This is a genomic window from Morganella psychrotolerans (assembly GCF_001676155.1).
GTDB lineage: Bacteria > Pseudomonadota > Gammaproteobacteria > Enterobacterales > Enterobacteriaceae > Morganella > Morganella psychrotolerans.
On the sequence record NZ_LZEW01000031.1, the window covers coordinates 177,557 to 196,646 of the forward strand.

Annotated in this window: 19 protein-coding genes, 3 pseudogenes and 1 riboswitch; of the genes and pseudogenes, 13 read left to right on the forward strand and 9 right to left on the reverse strand. The window is 47.2% G+C overall.

Features of this window, described 5'->3' with window-relative positions:
* Window positions 1–29 precede the first annotated feature (29 nt).
* The 4 genes and pseudogenes from argC to argH all read left to right on the forward strand — a co-directional run bounded on the left by argC (window position 30) and on the right by argH (window position 4,685).
* Window positions 30–1,040: an N-acetyl-gamma-glutamyl-phosphate reductase gene (gene argC / locus AYY16_RS16845; protein ID WP_067369272.1), complete on the forward strand. Its 1,011-nt coding sequence runs from the start codon at window positions 30–32 to the stop codon at window positions 1,038–1,040.
* Window positions 1,041–1,087: 47 nt separating this feature from the next.
* A complete protein-coding gene (argB, locus tag AYY16_RS16850; RefSeq protein ID WP_067369275.1) occupies window positions 1,088–1,861 on the forward strand; it encodes an acetylglutamate kinase in 774 nt (257 codons plus the stop codon).
* Between the two features lie 103 nt (window positions 1,862–1,964).
* Window positions 1,965–3,155: an argininosuccinate synthase gene (locus tag AYY16_RS16855; RefSeq protein WP_067369278.1), complete on the forward strand. Its 1,191-nt coding sequence runs from the start codon at window positions 1,965–1,967 to the stop codon at window positions 3,153–3,155.
* 149 nt (window positions 3,156–3,304) lie between these two features.
* A pseudogene (gene argH / locus AYY16_RS16860) lies at window positions 3,305–4,685 on the forward strand (argininosuccinate lyase).
* 181 nt (window positions 4,686–4,866) lie between these two features.
* On the opposite strand, the gene AYY16_RS16865 reads toward argH, so the two are convergent.
* Window positions 4,867–5,094 carry a helix-turn-helix domain-containing protein gene (locus tag AYY16_RS16865; RefSeq protein WP_067369281.1) on the reverse strand — a complete coding sequence of 76 codons (228 nt, stop codon included), beginning with the start codon at window positions 5,092–5,094 and terminating at the stop codon, window positions 4,867–4,869.
* 196 nt (window positions 5,095–5,290) lie between these two features.
* Here AYY16_RS16865 and AYY16_RS21560 point away from each other — a divergent pair, with 196 nt between their 5' ends.
* From AYY16_RS21560 to oxyR, 5 genes are all read left to right on the forward strand, one after another.
* The gene (locus AYY16_RS21560) at window positions 5,291–5,566 is read left to right on the forward strand and encodes a hypothetical protein (RefSeq protein ID WP_328585679.1); all 276 of its coding nucleotides are present in this window, start codon (window positions 5,291–5,293) and stop codon (window positions 5,564–5,566) included.
* 88 nt (window positions 5,567–5,654) lie between these two features.
* Entirely contained in the window at window positions 5,655–6,068 is a 414-nt protein-coding gene (locus AYY16_RS21565; protein ID WP_328585680.1) for a helix-turn-helix transcriptional regulator, read from the forward strand.
* Between the two features lie 85 nt (window positions 6,069–6,153).
* Entirely contained in the window at window positions 6,154–7,059 is a 906-nt protein-coding gene (locus AYY16_RS16875; RefSeq protein ID WP_328585681.1) for an MFS transporter, read from the forward strand.
* Complete coding sequence (locus AYY16_RS21570) at window positions 7,010–7,363, forward strand: MFS transporter (RefSeq protein WP_328585682.1); 354 nt, start codon at window positions 7,010–7,012, stop codon at window positions 7,361–7,363. The genes AYY16_RS16875 and AYY16_RS21570 overlap by 50 nt, the downstream gene beginning before the upstream one ends.
* Window positions 7,364–7,474: 111 nt before the next feature.
* Window positions 7,475–8,386: a DNA-binding transcriptional regulator OxyR gene (gene oxyR / locus AYY16_RS16880; RefSeq protein WP_067369284.1), complete on the forward strand. Its 912-nt coding sequence runs from the start codon at window positions 7,475–7,477 to the stop codon at window positions 8,384–8,386.
* Here oxyR and sthA read toward each other — a convergent pair.
* On the reverse strand, window positions 8,383–9,783 hold the full coding sequence (sthA, locus tag AYY16_RS16885; RefSeq protein WP_067369333.1) for a Si-specific NAD(P)(+) transhydrogenase: 1,401 nt from the start codon (window positions 9,781–9,783) through the stop codon (window positions 8,383–8,385). The genes oxyR and sthA overlap by 4 nt on opposite strands.
* Window positions 9,784–9,986: 203 nt before the next feature.
* On the opposite strand from sthA, the gene fabR reads away from it, so the two are divergent.
* The gene (fabR, locus tag AYY16_RS16890) at window positions 9,987–10,643 is read left to right on the forward strand and encodes an HTH-type transcriptional repressor FabR (protein WP_067369287.1); all 657 of its coding nucleotides are present in this window, start codon (window positions 9,987–9,989) and stop codon (window positions 10,641–10,643) included.
* Window positions 10,644–10,662: 19 nt separating this feature from the next.
* A complete protein-coding gene (locus AYY16_RS16895; protein ID WP_067369290.1) occupies window positions 10,663–11,037 on the forward strand; it encodes a YijD family membrane protein in 375 nt (124 codons plus the stop codon).
* 95 nt (window positions 11,038–11,132) lie between these two features.
* On the opposite strand, the gene AYY16_RS16900 is transcribed toward AYY16_RS16895, so the two are convergent.
* The 7 genes from AYY16_RS16900 to trmA all read right to left on the reverse strand — a co-directional run bounded on the left by AYY16_RS16900 (window position 11,133) and on the right by trmA (window position 15,787).
* Complete coding sequence (locus AYY16_RS16900) at window positions 11,133–11,777, reverse strand: energy-coupling factor ABC transporter ATP-binding protein (RefSeq protein WP_067369293.1); 645 nt, start codon at window positions 11,775–11,777, stop codon at window positions 11,133–11,135.
* Entirely contained in the window at window positions 11,692–12,408 is a 717-nt protein-coding gene (locus AYY16_RS16905; RefSeq protein ID WP_067369296.1) for an energy-coupling factor transporter transmembrane component T family protein, read from the reverse strand. Before AYY16_RS16905 ends, AYY16_RS16900 begins: the two co-directional genes overlap by 86 nt.
* Window positions 12,401–13,033, reverse strand: a complete 633-nt coding sequence (cbiM, locus tag AYY16_RS16910; RefSeq protein ID WP_067369299.1) for a cobalt transporter CbiM — start codon at window positions 13,031–13,033, stop codon at window positions 12,401–12,403. Before cbiM ends, AYY16_RS16905 begins: the two co-directional genes overlap by 8 nt.
* Window positions 13,034–13,046: 13 nt before the next feature.
* Window positions 13,047–13,550: an Additional component NikL of nickel ECF transporter gene (locus AYY16_RS16915; RefSeq protein WP_067369302.1), complete on the reverse strand. Its 504-nt coding sequence runs from the start codon at window positions 13,548–13,550 to the stop codon at window positions 13,047–13,049.
* Between the two features lie 9 nt (window positions 13,551–13,559).
* Window positions 13,560–13,937, reverse strand: a complete 378-nt coding sequence (locus tag AYY16_RS21275; protein WP_235846341.1) for a DUF4198 domain-containing protein — start codon at window positions 13,935–13,937, stop codon at window positions 13,560–13,562.
* Window positions 13,924–14,250 (reverse strand): hypothetical protein, encoded by a 327-nt coding sequence (locus AYY16_RS21280; RefSeq protein ID WP_235846342.1) that lies wholly within the window; start codon window positions 14,248–14,250, stop codon window positions 13,924–13,926. The genes AYY16_RS21275 and AYY16_RS21280 overlap by 14 nt, the downstream gene beginning before the upstream one ends.
* Before the next feature lie 439 nt (window positions 14,251–14,689).
* Complete coding sequence (trmA, locus tag AYY16_RS16925; protein WP_067369305.1) at window positions 14,690–15,787, reverse strand: tRNA (uridine(54)-C5)-methyltransferase TrmA; 1,098 nt, start codon at window positions 15,785–15,787, stop codon at window positions 14,690–14,692.
* 105 nt (window positions 15,788–15,892) lie between these two features.
* A riboswitch (cobalamin riboswitch) is annotated at window positions 15,893–16,071 on the forward strand.
* A 62-nt stretch (window positions 16,072–16,133) separates the two neighbouring features.
* Here trmA and btuB point away from each other — a divergent pair.
* Both btuB and murI read left to right on the forward strand, forming a co-directional pair.
* Window positions 16,134–18,018: pseudogene (btuB, locus tag AYY16_RS16930) on the forward strand (TonB-dependent vitamin B12 receptor BtuB).
* Window positions 17,963–18,811: pseudogene (murI, locus tag AYY16_RS16935) on the forward strand (glutamate racemase); the annotation flags it as partial. The pseudogenes btuB and murI, both read left to right, overlap by 56 nt.
* Window positions 18,812–19,090: the final 279 nt, after the last annotated feature.

Below are 19,090 nucleotides of genomic sequence, written 5' to 3' on the forward strand. Positions count from 1 at the left end.
GTGTTTCAGGTACAAGGTGAAGATGACTTATGTTGAAAACGCTGATTATCGGGGCCAGCGGATACACCGGCGCAGAGCTTGCCGCGTATATCCAACGCCACCCGCAGACGGAACTGACCGGCCTGATGGTTTCTGCCAACAGTGCGGATGCCGGTAAATGTTTTTCGGACTTACATCCGCAGCTCAAAGGTTTGGTGGATTTACCAATTGAGCCGTTAACTGACCCGCAGGCGGCGGCACAAAAAGCCGATGTGGTTTTTCTGGCAACCGCACATGAAGTCAGTCATGACCTTGTGCCAATCTTCCTGGCTGCCGGATGTGTGGTATTTGATCTTTCAGGTGCTTACCGCGTTCAGCAGGATGATTTTTATCCACAATACTACGGATTTGAACACAAACATACCGCGTTATTGGCACAAGCGGTATACGGACTGGCGGAGTGGGCAGGTGACAAAATCCGTACAGCGCAGCTGATTGCGGTACCGGGGTGTTATCCGACCGTCTCTCAGTTAGCCCTGAAACCGCTGCTGGAAAACAAACTGTTAGATCTCACTCAGTGGCCGGTGATTAATGCCACCAGCGGTGTCAGCGGAGCAGGGCGGAAAGCGGCATTAGGCAGCAATTTCTGCGAAGTGAGTCTGCAACCGTACGGATTGTTTACGCATCGGCATCAGCCGGAAATTGCCGCACATCTGGGCACTCAGGTGATTTTCACCCCGCATCTCGGCAACTTTAAACGGGGAATTCTGGCGACCATCACCTGCAAACTGAAAAGCGGTGTAACGGCGGCACAAATCAGTGAGGCGTTCCATCAGGCGTATGACGATAAACCGTTAGTACGTCTGTATGACAAGGGCGTTCCGGCACTGAAAGGCGTGGTCGGACAGCCATTTTGTGATCTGGGCTTTGCTGTGCAGGGTGAGCATTTGATTGTGGTCGGTACGGAAGATAACCTGCTTAAAGGTGCCGCGGCACAAGCTGTTCAGTGCATGAATATTCGTTTTGGCTTTAATGAAACACTGTCTCTGCTGCCACAGTAAGCACAGTCTTTATTACAATATTATTTATTATCTGACGGAAAATGAAAATGGAACCCTTAGTCATCAAGTTAGGCGGCGTGTTACTGGACAGCGAAGAAGCCCTCGGGCGTTTATTTACCGCACTGGCGGCATATCGCGCATCACATGACCGTGCACTTGTCATTGTGCACGGCGGCGGCTGTGTGGTGGATGAGCTGATGGCGAAATTACAGTTACCGGTGGTGAAAAAACAGGGGCTGCGCGTCACCCCGGCGGATCAGATAGATATCATCTGCGGCGCGCTGGCGGGGACGGCAAACAAAACTCTGCTGGCGTGGGCAACCCGTTATCAGCTGAATGGCGTCGGGTTATGTCTCGGGGATGGTCAGAGTGTCAGTGTCACGCAACTCAATGATGAGCTCGGGCATGTCGGGCTGGCACAACCGGGTAATCCGGTTCTACTCAATACCCTGCTGGGCGGCGGTTTCCTGCCAATCATCAGCTCTATCGGGATCACAGATGACGGGCGGCTGATGAATGTGAATGCAGACCAGGCGGCAACCGCTATTGCCAAAACCCTCGGGGCGCATTTGGTACTGCTGTCTGATGTCAGCGGCATTCTTGATGGCAAAGGACAGAAAATTAACGCGCTGGATGGCGTTCATGCTCAGAAACTTATTGATGACGGCATTATCACGGATGGCATGATTGTCAAAGTGAATGCCGCGCTGGAAGCCGCAGAAACACTGGGGCATCCGGTTGATATCGCCTCCTGGCGGCATGCAGACCAACTGCACAAATTATTCGATGGCGAAGCCATCGGCACGCGGATCTCCGCGTAATCAGAATTATCGGCAGATTTGCAGGATTATTCCGCTGCGGCGGATAACACTTATTGAAAGGACAGGGTAATGACAAAGGCAAAGAAAACAGGCATTAAAAAAAATCGTACTGGCTTATTCCGGCGGTCTGGATACATCAGCCATTATTCCGTGGCTGAAAGAGCATTATGATGACTGCGAAGTGGTGGCATTTGTCGCCAATATCGGTCAGAGCGCGGAAGATCTGGAAGGCGTGGAAGAAAAGGCGCTCGCCTCCGGCGCATCATCCTGCTATGTGGCGGATCTGCGTGAAGAATTTATCAAAGACTATGTTTATCCGGTGCTGAAAAGCGGTGCGCTGTATGAGGGTAAATATTTGCTGGGTACGTCTATGGCACGTCCTATTATTGCCAAAGCCCAGGTAGAGCTTGCACTAAAACTGGGTGCGGATGCGCTTGCTCATGGTGCGACCGGTAAAGGGAATGATCAGGTGCGTTTTGAAGGCACTTACACCGCACTGGCTCCGCAACTGAAAGTGGTTGCGCCATGGCGTGAGTGGGACTTGCGTTCCCGTGAAGCACTGCTGGATTATCTGAAAGTCCGCAATATCCCGACTACCGCATCACTGGAAAAAATCTACAGCCGTGATGAGAATGCCTGGCATATCTCCACCGAAGGCGGCGTGCTGGAAAGTCCGTGGAATGTATCGAATAAAGATTGCTGGGTATGGACAGTTGATGCACAGGATGCGCCGGATGAACCGGAACTGGTGACTGTGACTATCAACGCGGGCGAAGTGACCGGCGTGAACGGCAAAGCGCTGTCGCCGTTTAACTGCCTGGATGCACTGAATACACTGGGTGCAAAACACGGTATCGGGCGTATCGATATTATCGAAAACCGTCTGGTGGGCATGAAATCCCGTGGTTGTTATGAAACCCCGGGGGGCACCATTATGATGGCAGCGCTGCGCGGACTTGAAGAAATTATCCTTGACCGTGATTGCTTTAAATGGCGTCAGCAGATTGGTCTGGAAATGTCTTATGTGGTGTATGACGGACGCTGGTTTGCGCCTCTGCGTCACTCCATTCAGGCGGCGGCAGATTCGCTGGCGGCAGATGTCAGCGGCGAAGTGGTACTGAAACTGTATAAAGGTCAGGTCACGGCGATTCAGAAGCAATCGGCGAACAGTCTTTATTCAGAAGAGTTTGCGACATTCGGCGAAGATGAGGTTTACGACCACAGCCACGCGGGCGGCTTTATCCGTCTGTACTCGCTCTCTTCACGGATCCGTGCGCTGAAAGAACAGAAATAGTCAGTAAAAACAGGGATTTTATGCACAGGGACGTGCAGGCAATATTTTGCTATCCATATAATTTATACCCGATGTTATTCAGGATGCAGGCAACGAACCTGTAGTTTGAATGAATAAGGGGATATATCAAAAAATAAAAGGGAAAGAGCATGGCACTCTGGGGCGGACGTTTCAGTCAGGAAGCCGATCAACGGTTCAAACAATTCAACGACTCACTGAGATTCGATTATCGCCTGGCGGAGCAGGATATCACCGGCTCGGTCGCGTGGTCGAAAGCGCTGGTGACCGTCAATGTACTGACAGTACAGGAACAGGCGGCGCTGGAGCAGGCGCTGAATGAGCTGCTGGCAGAAGTACAGGCGGATCCCCGTGCCATTCTCAGCAGTGATGCGGAAGATATCCACAGTTGGGTGGAAGGTAAACTTATCGGCAAAGTCGGCGATTTGGGGAAAAAACTCCACACCGGGCGCAGCCGTAATGATCAGGTCGCAACCGATTTAAAACTGTGGTGCAAAGCGGCCGTCGGGCAAATTTTAGCGGCATTGCAGGAGTTTCAGCAGGCGCTGGTACTGACCGCAGAACAGAATCAGGATGCTGTGATGCCGGGCTACACCCATTTACAGCGCGCGCAGCCGGTCACATTTGCGCACTGGTGTCTGGCGTACAGTGAAATGCTGGCGCGGGATGAAAGCCGTGTACGCGATGCACTGACGCGGTTTGATTACAGCCCGCTCGGCTCCGGCGCACTGGCAGGAACAGCGTATGCCATCGACCGGGATCAGCTTGCGGACTGGCTGGGTTTTGCCGGAGCGACACGTAACAGCCTCGACAGTGTATCTGATCGCGATCATGTGCTGGAACTGCTGAGTGATGCCGCCATCAGTATGGTTCATCTTTCCCGTTTCGCGGAAGATATGATTTTCTTCAACAGTGGTGAAGCGGCATTTATTGAGCTGTCTGATCGCGTGACATCAGGATCTTCCCTGATGCCGCAGAAAAAAAAACCCGGATGCCCTTGAGCTTATCCGTGGTAAATGCGGACGGGTGCAGGGCGCACTGAGCGGCATGATGATGACACTGAAAGGTCTGCCGCTGGCATATAACAAAGATATGCAGGAAGACAAAGAAGGGCTGTTTGATGCACTGGACACCTGGCTGGATTGTCTGCATATGGCAGCATTAGTGCTGGAAGATATTCAGGTAAAACGCCCGCGCTGCGAAGAAGCCGCCAAACAGGGCTATGCAAATTCCACCGAGCTGGCCGATTACCTGGTCGCAAAAGGTATTCCGTTCCGTGAGGCGCACCATATTGTTGGTGAAGTGGTGGTTGGCGCGATAGCAAAAGGTCTGGCACTGGAAGAGATGCCACTTTCGGAGCTGCAAAAATACAGCCCGGTGATTGAGCTGGATGTGTATGACATTCTCTCTCTGCAATCCTGCCTGGCGAAGCGCTGTGCAAAAGGCGGAGTATCACAGGCACAAGTTGCCGCTGCCATCAGTGAGGCAAAAATCCGCTTAGGATTAGTGTAATTTCTGTTTTTCTGCCCGAATCACATAATATTATGTAATTCGGGCATTTTTTGTTTATACCCAACGTCATTCAGGATGCAGGTAGGCGGCAAGGGAAGACAGGCGGGGAGCATACACAAGTATGTGACCCGGCTGGCTGAGTGCAGCCAACGAACCTGCGGTTTGAATGAATACGGGTATATTACCATCGGCTTATTTTATACAGGTAACGCGAAGGCCAGATTTCAGCAGGCGATATATTCAGAAAATCCGCAATAATTTTCTCTCCCTTAGGCCAGCGCCGTGCAAGGGCATTACTCAGTGTTGATGCACTTAATCCTGCATTACGTGATAATGCCGCCAGTGTTGTGCCTCTTTTTCGTATTGCTGCAATAATATCTGCGGGATGCCAATCTTGTTGTCTGTTCATATTTGTTTTTTCTCAATTAATAAATTTAATATAATAAGAATTAAATATCATGCTAATTAGTGATGTTAATATCGACATTAAAAGGATAGATTAAGTGATCAAAATTAAAATACGGGTAAATTGAGTATTTTAATTTTTATTTTCTTATGATAAATATATCCGGACTCAAAATAAATTTATTAACATAAGGAATAATATGAATATTCAAAGTTTTGCAATGGAAGGCATCTGTAAGGATTTAACAAATGATTTCGCTAAATATTTTGATTGGAATGATATTGGTATTAATTATTCAAGGATGAATGTCAGAGATAAAACAGTTAATGTATTATCCAGTGATTATGAGTGGCTATTGACATTCTGGGAGGATGATATGGATTTGTTAATCAGTGACAGGTTGAATGCCGGAATACAATATTGGAATAATTACTCAGATAAATATAAGTCAGTATTAAAAAAAAGGGAAAAATAATCAGTTTAAAGCGGATTTTTGTACGAGGCATGGAGATGTATTTGAAATAATATCCATTAATGCCGGAAGTAAATTATCTGTTTCAGATATGATGGATGTTTATAAATGGAAACCAACAATATCAGATTATGCTAACCGGCTCTGGCAGCAAAATGAAGCACTAATATTGCCATTGAGAGCAGAATTTAATGAAGGCGATAATGAAAGTAAGTTAATTAACAAAGATTCTACCGATATTTTAGATATCCACCAATATATGCGTTTTGGTAATATTCGCCTTACCCGCAAAGAGATCTTAACGATCAGATTGTTATTATCCCATCGTAAAATAAAAGAGATCAGTGCCATTCAGGGGTGTTCTGAAGCCTCAGAGCATAAACGTATTCAGCGTATAAAAGAAAAATTAGGATGTCCCCATGCGTCTTCCGGGGGCGTATTTAATGCACTGAAAGAGAATGGTATTACGCTTGCCTGTTTGGATACGCTGGTGAGTTTGCCTTAATCGTGTTTCGTATAAAAAATAAATAATTACATAACGATACGGGCTGCCAGGCAGCCCGTGTATAACAGGATAAAGGAAGCAGGGAATGAAATGGAGATACCGGCTGGGAGCCGCGGCAGGGAATGCACTGGAGTATTATGATATTGCGGTTTTTGCCGCTATTTCCGTTTACCTTAGTGCAGAGCTTGAGAAACAGGGTTATGAATCCGCGACAGAAATGGTCTGGGGAATATTTGCACTGCGTTTTTTAGCGCGCCCGATTGGTGGTTATATTATCGGGCGTTATGCAGATAGGTCCGGTAAAAGGTCAGCATTAATATTAACCAGCCTGATTACAGGAACCGCAACATTATGTATGGCATTATTACCGGTTAATCTATTGGGTGTTTATACCCCGGTTGCGATATTAATTTTACAGATGACCTTATCTTTCAGTTTTGGTGGTGAATATCCGTCGTTGATAACGTATTTATTCAGTGATGCAAAAGAAAATGAGAAAGCACGGCTATCATCACTTATAGTATCCAGCTCTGTTTTAGGTGTTATTATTTCTCTCGGGCTGGTTTTTTTGCTGGAAAAAACACTGGCGCCGGAGATGATGCAAACTATAGGCTGGCGTATTCCATTGTTGGTAGGGCTGGGGAATATAATGATGAGCTTTTGGTTCCGTACCCGGTTACCTGCCTTGCCTGTACATCCGGTAAAAAATAAACGCGTTAACTGCTATCAGGCATTATTAATATTTCTGATGACGGTTCCCGGCTCTGCGGTATTCTATTCCTATAATATGTCTTATTCGCTGGTACGTGAGCATATACAGATAGAGGTATTGAGAAATAGCTATACAATATATTCATCTTGTTTGTATTTATTCTGTATTCTTATTTGTGGCTGGTTAACAGATAAATACAGTTCAGTAAATAGTATATTCAGATTCAGTATTGCATCTCTGGTTGTGTGTTCTGTACCGATCTATTTTTTTACTGGGTAGTGAATATTTCGGGCTGGTTATTTTTGCTCAGTTAATCCTGACAATTAATGCAGCATGTATTTCATGTACACTGGCATCGGTTATCGCCGGTATTTGTGAGGGGCACACCACAACACTAAGTCTGGGTTATAATCTAGCTTCCACATTTGTCGGCGGATTAACACCACTGATTCTCAGTTATCTTGTCGCTTATGACCTGACATTTGCCGGTGCTTATCTTGCAATATCCGGATTAACCGTCGTGCTCTCGTATAAGTTAATGAGAACTAACAAGATAAAGAGATATACCCCGCAAACTGAATAGGTATTTTCCCATCCGTTGCCGGTACTGCGATTTAGACTCGACTAACAATTTAGTTGCGTTATGATGGATATCAATTGATTTTATCTATTAATCGCAGACGGAGAGACAGGCATGAATATCCGGGATTTGGAATATCTGGTTGCACTTTCAGAGCATAATCACTTTCGCCGGGCGGCTGATGCATGTCACGTCAGTCAGCCGACCCTGAGCGGACAGATTAGAAAACTGGAAGATGAGCTGGGTGTGATGCTGCTGGAGCGAACCAGCCGCAAAGTCTTGTTTACCCAGCAGGGAATGTTGCTGGTGGATCAGGCCCGGACCATTCTGCGTGAAGTGAAAATCCTGGAAGAGATGGCATCACTTCAGGGTGAAAGTATGGCAGGTCCGCTGCATATCGGGCTGATCCCGACGATTGCGCCGTATCTGCTGCCGCATATTATTCCTGAACTGCACCGGCTCTGGCCGAAACTTGAAATGTATCTTCATGAAGCACAAACGCAACAGTTGCTGGCGCAACTGGACAGTGGCAAGCTGGATTGCGCGATCTTGGCAAGAGTCAAAGAAACCGGCGCGTTTATTGAAGAGCCGCTGTTTAATGAGCCGATGAAACTGGCGGTTTATGATGATCATCCGTGGGCGGCACGTCAGGATGTGGAAATGCATGAGCTGGCGGGTGAAAAATTGCTGATGCTGGAAGACGGGCACTGTCTGCGCGACCAGGCTATGGGATTTTGTTTTCAGGCGGGCGCGAAAGAAGATACCCATTTCCGGGCAACAAGCATGGAAACGCTTCGCAATATGGTTGCGGCGGGCAGCGGGATTACTTTACTGCCGGATCTGGCTATTCCGCCGGAGCATAAACGCGACGGTGTGTGTTATCTCTCCTGCTCTGAGCCGGAGCCTTTCCGTGAAGTGATTCTGGTTTATCGTCCCGGTTCGCCGCTGCGCAGCCGTTACAGCCAACTGGCAGAAGCGATCCGTGCAAAAATGTGCGCGTATTATCAGCAGGAACCGCCGGTTTAAAATAACCGGTTCAGTCCGTTAAGGGCGGCAACACGGTAAGCTTCCGCCATGGTCGGGTAATTAAAGGTGGTATTCACGAAATAATCGAGAGTATTACCTTCCCCTTTCTGTTCCATAATTGCCTGACCAATATGAATAATTTCTGCCGCCCGCTCGCCGAAGCAGTGAATGCCGAGGATCTGGCGGGTATCGCGGTGGAACAATATTTTCAGGCTGCCGACATCCAGACCGGCAATTTGTGCCCGCGCCAGATGTTTGAACTGCGCCCGTCCCACTTCATACGGAATTTTCATTGCAGTCAGTTGCTGCTCGGTTTTACCGACGGAACTGATTTCCGGGATGGTATAAATGCCTGTCGGGATATCTTCAATCAGATGCAGCGGTGCATCACCATCATGGGTGATAGCGCGGGCAGCAATCCGCCCCTGATCATATGCCGCAGAGGCAAGGCTCGGATAGCCGATCACATCCCCGACTGCATAAACCGCCGGATTACTGGTCTGATAGGTATCATTAACACTGATAAGCCCGCGACTGTCGGCACTGATCCCGATATGCTCCAGCCCCAGACCATCCGTATTCCCGGTTCGTCCGTTAGCATAGAGCAGGCAGTCTGCTTTTACTTTTTTGCCGGAGCGGAAGTGAACAATCACACCGTCATCCGTGCCTTCAATCCGCTCATATTCCTCGTTCTGGCGGATAACCACGCCATTGTTCCAGAAATGATAAGTCAGTGCGTCTGACATCTCCTGGTCAAGAAACGCCAGCAACCGGTCGCGGGTGTTGATTAAATCCACTTTTACACTTAACCCGCGAAAAACAGAGGCATATTCGCAGCCAATCACACCGGCGCCATAAATAATGACATGGCGCGGCTCATGTGTCAGAGAGAGAATAGTGTCACTGTTATAGATACGGGGATGATTAAAATCCACATCCGGCGGGCAGTAAGGTCTGGAGCCGGTGGCGATAATAGTGTGAGTTGCGCTGAGAATATCACAGCTGCCGTCTGCGTAACGGACACGGATATCACCGGTGTCTGTAAATGCAGCTTCGCCGTAGAACATGGTGCAGCCGTTGCGCTCATAAAAGCCCCGGCGCATTCCGGTTTGCTGGGTTATCACGCGTCCGGCGTGTGCCAGAATGTCAGAGAAAGAGGATTTCAGAATCCGGGAGTTATCACTGTACAGCGGATTCTGGTTAAATTCGATAATACGGCTGACTGCGTGGCGCAGCGCTTTGGACGGAATGGTGCCCCAATGGGTACAACCGCCGCCGACATTGTTGTAACGCTCAACAACGGCAACGCGTTTTCCCTGTTTTACAAGCCCCATAGCCACACCTTCGCCGCCCGGACCGGAGCCGATGACAATTGCGTCAAACTGGTTCTGTTGCATATAAGAAATAACCTGTTTATACATAAGTTAATAACATCATCTTAACATCAGAAGATAAATCAGCCTACATTATGTAAGGTTGATGCATCACAGTTTGAAGAATTTTTTCATAAGAAATTGTGCCGCCATCAACTAATCATCACTGTAAATAACACTAAGTTTGCTATATTGATCTGTCTGAATTAATTGAGAGCCAAAATTCTGTGAGTAACGTGATTGGTGTAAGAGCAAAACAAAAAGAAAAAACCCGCCGGGCTCTGATTGAAGCTGCCTTCAGTCAGCTCAGCGCAGAACGCAGCTTCACCAGTCTGAGCTTACGCGAAGTCGCCCGTGAGGCCGGGATCGCACCGACCTCATTTTACCGCCATTTCAAAGATGTGGATGAACTGGGTCTGACGATGGTCGATGAAAGCGGGCTGATGCTGCGCCAACTGATGCGCCAGGCACGTCAGCGTATCGCAAAAGGCGGTAGTGTGATCCGGACATCAGTTGCAACATTTATGGAGTTTATCGGTAATAACCCCAACGCTTTCAGGTTACTATTACGTGAGCGCTCCGGTACATCTGCGGAGTTTCGTGCGGCTGTTGCACGGGAAATCCAGCATTTTATTGCTGAACTGGCAGACTATCTGGAAATGGAAAGCAAAATGCCACGCCAGTTTACGGAACTACAGGCGGAGTCGATGGTAACCATCGTCTTCAGTGCCGGTGCGGAAGCACTGGATATTGATTTTGACAAGCGTGCGCATCTGGAAGTACGGCTGGTATTACAACTGCGGATGATTGCCCGTGGTGCGTATTACTGGTATCGCCGCCAACAAGAGAAAACAGATGACACTGATGACAGCCCTTTAACTTAACACTACCAGGGAGAATGCTATGACGGAACAGTACCGCCGTGACAAAGGAACTTTATTGCTCGCGTTTATTGTCGGGCTCACCGTACACGGTACATTTTCAGTTTTATTTAATTCATTGGTTCAGTTTTCGATTTTTCCGGTCATTGCACTTTGCCTGGCTGTGTATTGCTTCCATCAGCGTTACCTTAACCAGATGCTGCCTGAAGGCATGCCGAAATTGGTGACGGGTACGTTTTTCTTAGGGTTGTTCAGTTATAATGCATTACTGCGGGTAGAGTATCCGGAAGCCGGATCAAACTATTTATCTGCCGTGTTTATTGTGATTATCGCACTGTGGTTGTACCGGGCGATGAAACTGCGCCGTGAAACCGGTCAGGATGAAGTGACCGAATAACCGTCGCTGATAGTCGCCGACAAAGACAAAACAAAGAAAACAGAAAAGCCGATCATTTTATATTGATCGGCTTTTTGATTATCTGAATCAGGTTTTCAGGGACGGCAGGGAAACGGGATTATCCTGTGTGCCATTGACTCAGTAAACTGCCTGTTATGGGAGGCGACAATCATCGGCAGATTCAGTTCGCGGAGAATATTTTCCAGCCGCTGAATATTCTTCTCATTCAGACCATTAGTCGGTTCATCCAGCAGCAATACTGACGGCGACATGGCAAGTACACCTGCCAGCGCGGTAAAGTTTTTCTCGCCCCCTGAGATCTCCGTCACCGCCCGGTCTTTCAGATGGATAATATCCAGCATTTCCAGGCAGGCGATGGCGCGTTCACGCGCTTCATCCGGTGTCATTCCCATATTCAGCGGGCCGAACATCACATCATCCAGTACGCCAGGACCAAATAGCTGGTCGTCAGGATGCTGGAACAATAATCCCAGCGGACCGCGGATTTCTGTAAAATCATCTTCTGACTGACGACGCTGGTCAAATACAGTGATTTCACCACTGAACGGAATAAAGCCGAGCAGGGTATGTAACAGGGTGGATTTCCCGCTGCCGATATCACCACACAGGAACAATCGTTCTCCGGCGTTCAGGTCAAAGTTCAGATCCTGAATTATCGGCGCAGTGTTGCGACGGACAACAAGGTTTTTGACCTGAACTAACGGGCTTTGGGGAGTCATTAACACACCTTTTTGTCGTAATTGAAGATGGACGCGCATAGAAACCACGGGCTTTCAGTGCCATTTCTGTCGTTTCCGCTTTATGCATGGCTTTGATAAGCAGCAGGGCGACTAACTGGGACAGCATCATAAATGTCCGTTTGTTCATCCCTTTTTTGAATCCCCGGGCTTTCATGGCGGTTTCAAGCTGTTGTTTGGTTTCACTGAAAATAGCGATATAGCGGATTGTCAGGATAAACAGCTTGATGAGCTTATCCGGCAGAGGATAGCGTTTTACCGCACAAGCGAGGTCTATATCTGCCATGTTGGTCAGCATGGCGGAGACAAACAGTAAAATCGCATTCATCTTCAGCGTAATTTGCGTCGCCAGAAAAATGCCTGCCGGAGATTGCACAATTCCCTGACTCTCGATTTTCCACGGCAGCGTCAGCCAGATGAATAAAACAAAGATATTCAGCTTGAGAACGGTCAGCAGTGAGTGACCTAACTGATGGCGGCGGCAGATAACAAACAGCACAAAGGCACCGGACAGACCGGCTGTCAGCCAGTCGGTCTGCCGGATGCCACTGAGAAGAAATGCCCAGAGAACAGCAAGAAGCAAACGCCGGTGCGGGGCAAGCCACTTATCCATAGCTGTGCTGACCAGTCTGATTGACCGCCAGTGATGCCGGACGCATTTTTGCCAGTGCCAGCAGGATCCCGACACTTATCAGGGAGTCTGTCACAAAGATAGGCAGGTGCCCGATAAACAGCAGCCAGACCAGATCGATGTACGATTTTCCGCTGTCCAGCACCAGTGCCAGGGAGGTCAGACACACGGTTCCCAGTGTTCCGAGCATACCCGCCATGATCCCGAGATAGATAAGACGACCCCTGCTAAGACCCGGATGCATTGAGTTACGGAACAGATAATAGACCAGCAGCGCCGGAATCGAGATATTACACAGGTTTACGCCGAGCACTGCGAAGCCGCCGAAGGAAAAAAACAGCACCTGGAGCGCCAGCGCGATAAGAAAGGCGGGAAATACCGCCCAGCCGAGAAACAATCCTGCCAGCCCGTTTAAGATCAGATGCACACTACTGACCCCGATAGGCACATGAATAGTGCCGGCAACAAAGAAAGCCGCACCGAACAAGGCCGCCAGAGACAAGCGCGAAGTATCCAGCTGACGAATGCCGATGGCGACACCGGCCGCCGCAACCAGACCGGCACCGGCGAGAACAGGAAGATGTAATACGCCTTCTGATAAATGCATGTTAGTCCTCCTGTTATGCGGCTTTAGCAGCCTGTTTGGTGAGTTCACGGGCGCGGAAGAAGGCAATCACACCAAAAATACCCACAATATAACCAACACCGCCTAAAATATTTTGCAGATAAATTTTATTCTTTAACTGATCAATATCCTGGCGGATCTGAATATAGCCGGAAGATGAATCACTACTGCTGCTGGTTGCTGAAATAACCGGAACATCAGTTTCAACTTTATGTCCTTCATCGCCTTCAACATATAAAACATATTCGCCGGTAGCGGGTACGTCGATTTTGAAATAGCCTTTATCATCCGTTTTACCGGATATTTCATCATCCTGGTGACCTTTCAGATATATACCGACATAAGTATCTTTTGCCGGTGACATATCTGAATAATAGGATTGCCCGCTGATCACATTACCTTCTAATTGCGCGACAACGTGCATGGAGTGAGCTTGTGCTGTTGTTGCCAACAGCACCCCGTTAATTAATAAGGCAACAAATAAGTAAATAGACTTCATAACGTTTAATTACTCTGCATCAAATGATAAGACATATTCTAACTGCTGGAATCCATATTCCTTGTTATCCGGTGTATCCAGTTTATATTCGGCATACACTTTGTTCGCGCCTTTTTCAGCTTTGAATTTCGCCAGCCCATCTTTGTTGGTTAATACACCCGGATCTTCTTCACTTTTAGCAATCTTCATACCTTCCAGCGGCTGACCATCTTTCAGTGCTTTAATTTCAAATTCCTGACCGGCAACCGGTTTGGTCATCGGCACCAGCTCATAAGGTGTGTTGAACGTTTTAGTGGCATTACTATCCCACTTAACAATATTTTTGCTAAATTTAATCGGATTTTTACTGAATTCTGCATCAGGCACTTCAATTTTATTTTTTTTCAACTGTGCGTCCGTTCTTTAATTTACTCCAGACGCCATTGTCGTAACCTAATAATATAATTGATGCATTTTCAGGCATGGCAAAGTACGCTTCGCCATCTTTAAATGTTGTACTGATGCTTTCTGTTTTACCATCCTGCATAACGGCCTGAACAGGTTTTAACTTATTTTCAGGATATTTTTCAGTTGGATTGTGACCAAAGCGGACAACATATTCAGCACCATCGGCTTTTTCAATCCAGACATTATGTGCACTTGCCTGAAAACTACTGAATAACAGGGCGGCTGAAATTAACGTTATTTTCTTCAGAGACATAAAAATACCTTTTGATTAAGTAGCGGAATTATTTTAAGCGGAGTATAAGTCAGTGAAAATAAAAATAAGACCTAAAGTTCAAAGGAATAATTAATATCGGGAATGGCTCACAGTAAATTGTTAAATATTTATATACCCAAACGGATTTCTTTAATTGGTTTAGGCTGGTTGTTAATATATTGCGGCAGGGTTATTTTTTGTATCGGAAATGTTGAAAAAACAGAGAGCATTCGTTGAATGGATATATAAAGAGTTCAAATGCCTCTTTATGATGAAAATTACGCCGGTTAATACTCTGTTTAGTGAATCGTACTGAAAAAGAAGAAAAAAAAACAGGACCGACCAGATATCATCAGGGAATAATTGAAATAAACTCATAAACTAAAAAAAGTTCTTGACCATAAATCAAGAACTTTATCGGAAGGCTATTAACAAGTGATCAGCGCCGGATCAATAAAACACCGCTTTCCATGTGATGAGTGTACGGAAATTGATCAAACAGGGCGAGGCGCTCAATTCTGTGGGTCTGGCTCAGTGTCTCCAGATTCTCGCACAAGGTTTCCGGGTTACAGGAAATGTAGAGAATACGGTCATAGCCCTGCACCAGTTTAACGGTTTCTTCATCCAGCCCGCTGCGCGGGGGATCGACAAAAATCGTATTACATTCATAGGATGTCAGGTCGATATCCGCGAGACGATGAAATTTACGCGCGCCCTGCATTGCTTGTGTGAAATCTTCCGCAGACATCCGGATAATCTGCACATTATCAATATGGTTGGCTTCTATATTATATTGCGCTGCGGCGACAGACGGCTTGGCAATTTCCGTTGCCAGTACGCGACGGAAGTTGCGCGCCAGTGCCAGTGAGAAATTACCGTTGCCGCAGTAAAGCTCCAGTAAATCGCCCTGCGAACCTTGCGTGGCAGAGAGCGCCCACTCGAGCATATGAATATTTACCGCAGCATTCGGCTGTGTGAAGCTGTTCTCGACCTGGCGGTAAATCATCTCTTTACCTGCGACCGGCAGCACTTCATCCACATAATCATTATCCAGCATGATTTTAGTTTTTGACGCCCGCCCAATCAGCTGGATATCAAACCCCAGCGTCTGTAATTGTGCCCGCAGTACGGTCGCGGCTGCCGTCCAGCTATCATCCAGTTTTTTGTGATAGAGCATGGAGACAATAATTTTATTGCTTCGCGTTGACAGATAATCAATCTGAAAAAGTCTATGGCGTAGCAGATGTGTCTCTTTTATTAACGGCAGAATAGCCTGCATCATGTCGTTGATCAGATGGCTGGCTGTCGGAAAGGTATCAATGCGGATGCGCTGTTTGGTCTGCGGATCAAACATGATATGCCAGAGGTCATCCTCTTCGTGCCAGATGCGGAATTCAGCCCGCATCCGGTAGTGAGAGACAGGGGAAGCAAACACGTCCACATCCGGTGCCTGAAAAGGGCTCATCATGTCTTGCAGACGGTTTGCCTTTTCTGAGAGTTGTTTTTCGTAGTTTTCAATGGGTAACGTGTTTTGCATGAATCAATCCCGGTTTTCCGATCACAAAAAATGTTAGCGTCTTAATAATTAAAGTGTTCTGTCCGACATTTCAGAAGCCTTGCTATGGACAGCGTCAGAAGCGTGATCGTAGCATGATAACTCGGTTTCTTCATAAGAATGAAAAGGGAATCCGGTGAAATTCCGGAACTGGCGCGCAGCGGTAATGGTAATAGCAACGAAATGACACTGTCGTAAGACGGGAAGTGGTTGCGGGTAATAATACCCACCTGAGTCCGAAGACCTGCCGAAGATTTGTCGTCCGTTATGCTTACGCTACAAAGCTTACGGGTGGCATCCTCTTTATATGTATGTGGGTGCTTTGGAAATGAATATTACTTTACCTTGCGCGCTGTCCGCCACCGGACTGGCCGTTCTTTCTGCGTTATCTTTTTCTGTTTCTGCTAACACCAATGATGATCAAATAATTGTTTCTGCAAACCGCTTCCAGCAGCCGGTTTCCTCTGTATTAGCGCCTGTCACCGTTGTTACCCGCGAAGAAATTGACAAATGGCAGTCAAATTCTGTGGTGGATGTCCTGCGCAGATTACCGGGGGTGGATGTGGCGCAGAGCGGGGGGCTGGGGCAGGCGAGTTCAGTGTATGTCAGGGGAACAGAAGCCAGACATGTCATGATTTTGGTTGATGGAGTCCGGCTGAACCAGGCGAACGTATCTGGTAGCTCTGATATTAGTCAAATTCCGTTATCACTGGTGCAGAGTATTGAATATATAAGAGGCCCGCGTTCTGCTGTTTATGGATCAGATGCTATCGGCGGTGTGATTAACATTCTGACTGAACGTAAAACCGAAGGAACAACACTGAATGCAACCATGGGATCTCATGGTTATCAGGAATATGATGCTTCAACACAACAAAAAAATAGGTGATAAAACAACAATCACTGCGGCAGGAAGTTATCTTTATACAAAAGGTTTTGATGTAGAAGCTAACGGTAATACTGGTGGAGTACCTCAGCCGGATCGTGACGGATTCATGAATAAGTCACTTTGGTTGGGGGTCAGGCATCAGCTAAACGATAACTTTGATGTATATGCCAGAGCCTATGGGTTTGATAACAGAACAGCGTATGACAGTTCTGTATATGACGGCGCACTGGTTGATACCCGTCAGCTTTACAGCAGAACATATGATGGTGGTATTTCGTATAGCGAAGGTATCTATTCTTCATTCCTGAATTACAGTTTTAACCATACTAAAGATTACAACTATGACCCGCGGTATGGTCAATATGGTAAAGGAAATCGTCTTACTGATACTGAACAATATAATGTTCAGTGGGGAAATAACGTTCAGGTTGGAAATGGTTCTGTCAGCGGGGGTGTTGACTGGCTGAGGCAAAAAATGAAAGACGGATCCAGTGATTTTGAAGCTGCAGATAAAGATTATTTTGATAACACCGGGCTGTATTTGACGGGTCAGCAATGGATTGGTCCGGTTATCGCAGAGGCATCTGTTCGATCTGATCATCATTCAGATTATGGCTGGAATTCTACGTGGCAAACAAATATTGGTTGGGAATTTGCAGAAGGCTATCGTCTGATTGGCGGATACGGAACTGCATTTAAAGCACCAACACTAAATCAGCTCTATAGTGCATGGGGAAGTAACCCCAATCTGAAGCCAGAGAAAAGTAAGCAGTGGGAAGGTGGATTTGAGGGAAATACAGGGGTTCTGAGTTGGCGGGCGACTGCTTTTCGTAATGATATTGAGGAATTAATCCAGAGCGAGTCGTATGCTCCGTGGCAAAACCATAATATCGATGAGGCTGTCATAAAAGGTACTGAGCTGACAGGAGAAATGGATACGTGGATTTTCCATCATACATTCTCTTATCAATATATAGATGCAAGAAACGGAAAAACGCACGAACGCCTGGAACGCAGAGCAAGACAGCAACTCAAGTACCAATTGGATTGGAACATAGAGAATATTGATATGGGACTGACATATCATTATATCGGACAGCGTACAGATAAAGATTATGGTGTATATGATCCTGCAGCAAACGGATATAAATCAGTATCAATGGGCGGCGTCAGCCTCTTTGATATCACTGCTGCATATCCAATCACTGACCATCTTACAATTCGTGGTAAAGTAGCTAACCTGCTTGATAAAGACTACGAGACTGCGTATGGCTATCGAACCGCTGGCCGTGAATACTTCCTTACCGGAAGCTACAACTTCTGATCTGAAAACCCGCCCGACAGTGCTGCTGTTTGACTCCGGCATGGGCGGCTTATCTGTTTATCAGGAAGTAAGAAAACTACTTCCTGATCTCCACTATATATATGCATTCGATAATGAAGCGTTTCCTTATGGTGAAAAAACCGAAGCCTTTATTGTTGAACGCGTGACTAACATTGTACAGCAGGTCGCAAAGCAACATCCGCTGGCGGTCATTGTTATCGCCTGCAATACCGCGAGTACGATTACACTGCCTGCGCTGCGGGCAATGTCTGATATCCCGGTTGTCGGCGTGGTGCCTGCCGTGAAACCGGCAGCGAAACTGACCCGCAATGGCGTTGTCGGGTTGCTGGCAACGAGAGCCACTGTCAAACGGGCGTATACGCGGGAGCTTATTGACCGCTTTGCCTCTGAATGTCAGGTAACATTATTAGGTTCTGCGGAACTGGTTGAACTGGCGGAGCGCAAACTACATGGTGATGCTGTGCCTGCTGATGTACTGGCGGAAATCCTGGCACCCTGGCTGAAAATGAAAGAACCGCCGGACACCGTCGTGCTGGGATGTACTCATTTCCCGTTAATTGCGGAAGAACTGATAGCGGCATTACCGGATGGCACCCGGCTGGTTGATTCCGGCGCGGCAATTGCCCGTCGTGTGCAATGGCTAATTAATAATAATGAGAAGCCACATTACTCTACAGCAGAAGAATGTATTGCTTATTGTCTGCGGAATGATGAGTCTGCACAGCAATTATTACCGGTTTTACAGCAATTCGGGTTTGAATCGCTGAAAAAAACTAACAATAACAGGGTGATTTGCTGCATTAAACAGCAGTCAGAATATTTTTATAAATTACCCCTTGCGGTCAGACAGAAACTCCCTATAATGCGCCCTCACTGACACGGAACAACACGCTGACAAGCGCGCCGACAGTAGAGAAGAGCGAAAAAAAGTTGAAAAACAACGCTTGACTCGAAGGGGCTGAAAACGTAATATACGCAGCCTCGCAACAACGCAGAAGACCGGCAACGGCAGCGTATGTTTGCAACGCTCTTTAACAATTTATCAGACAAT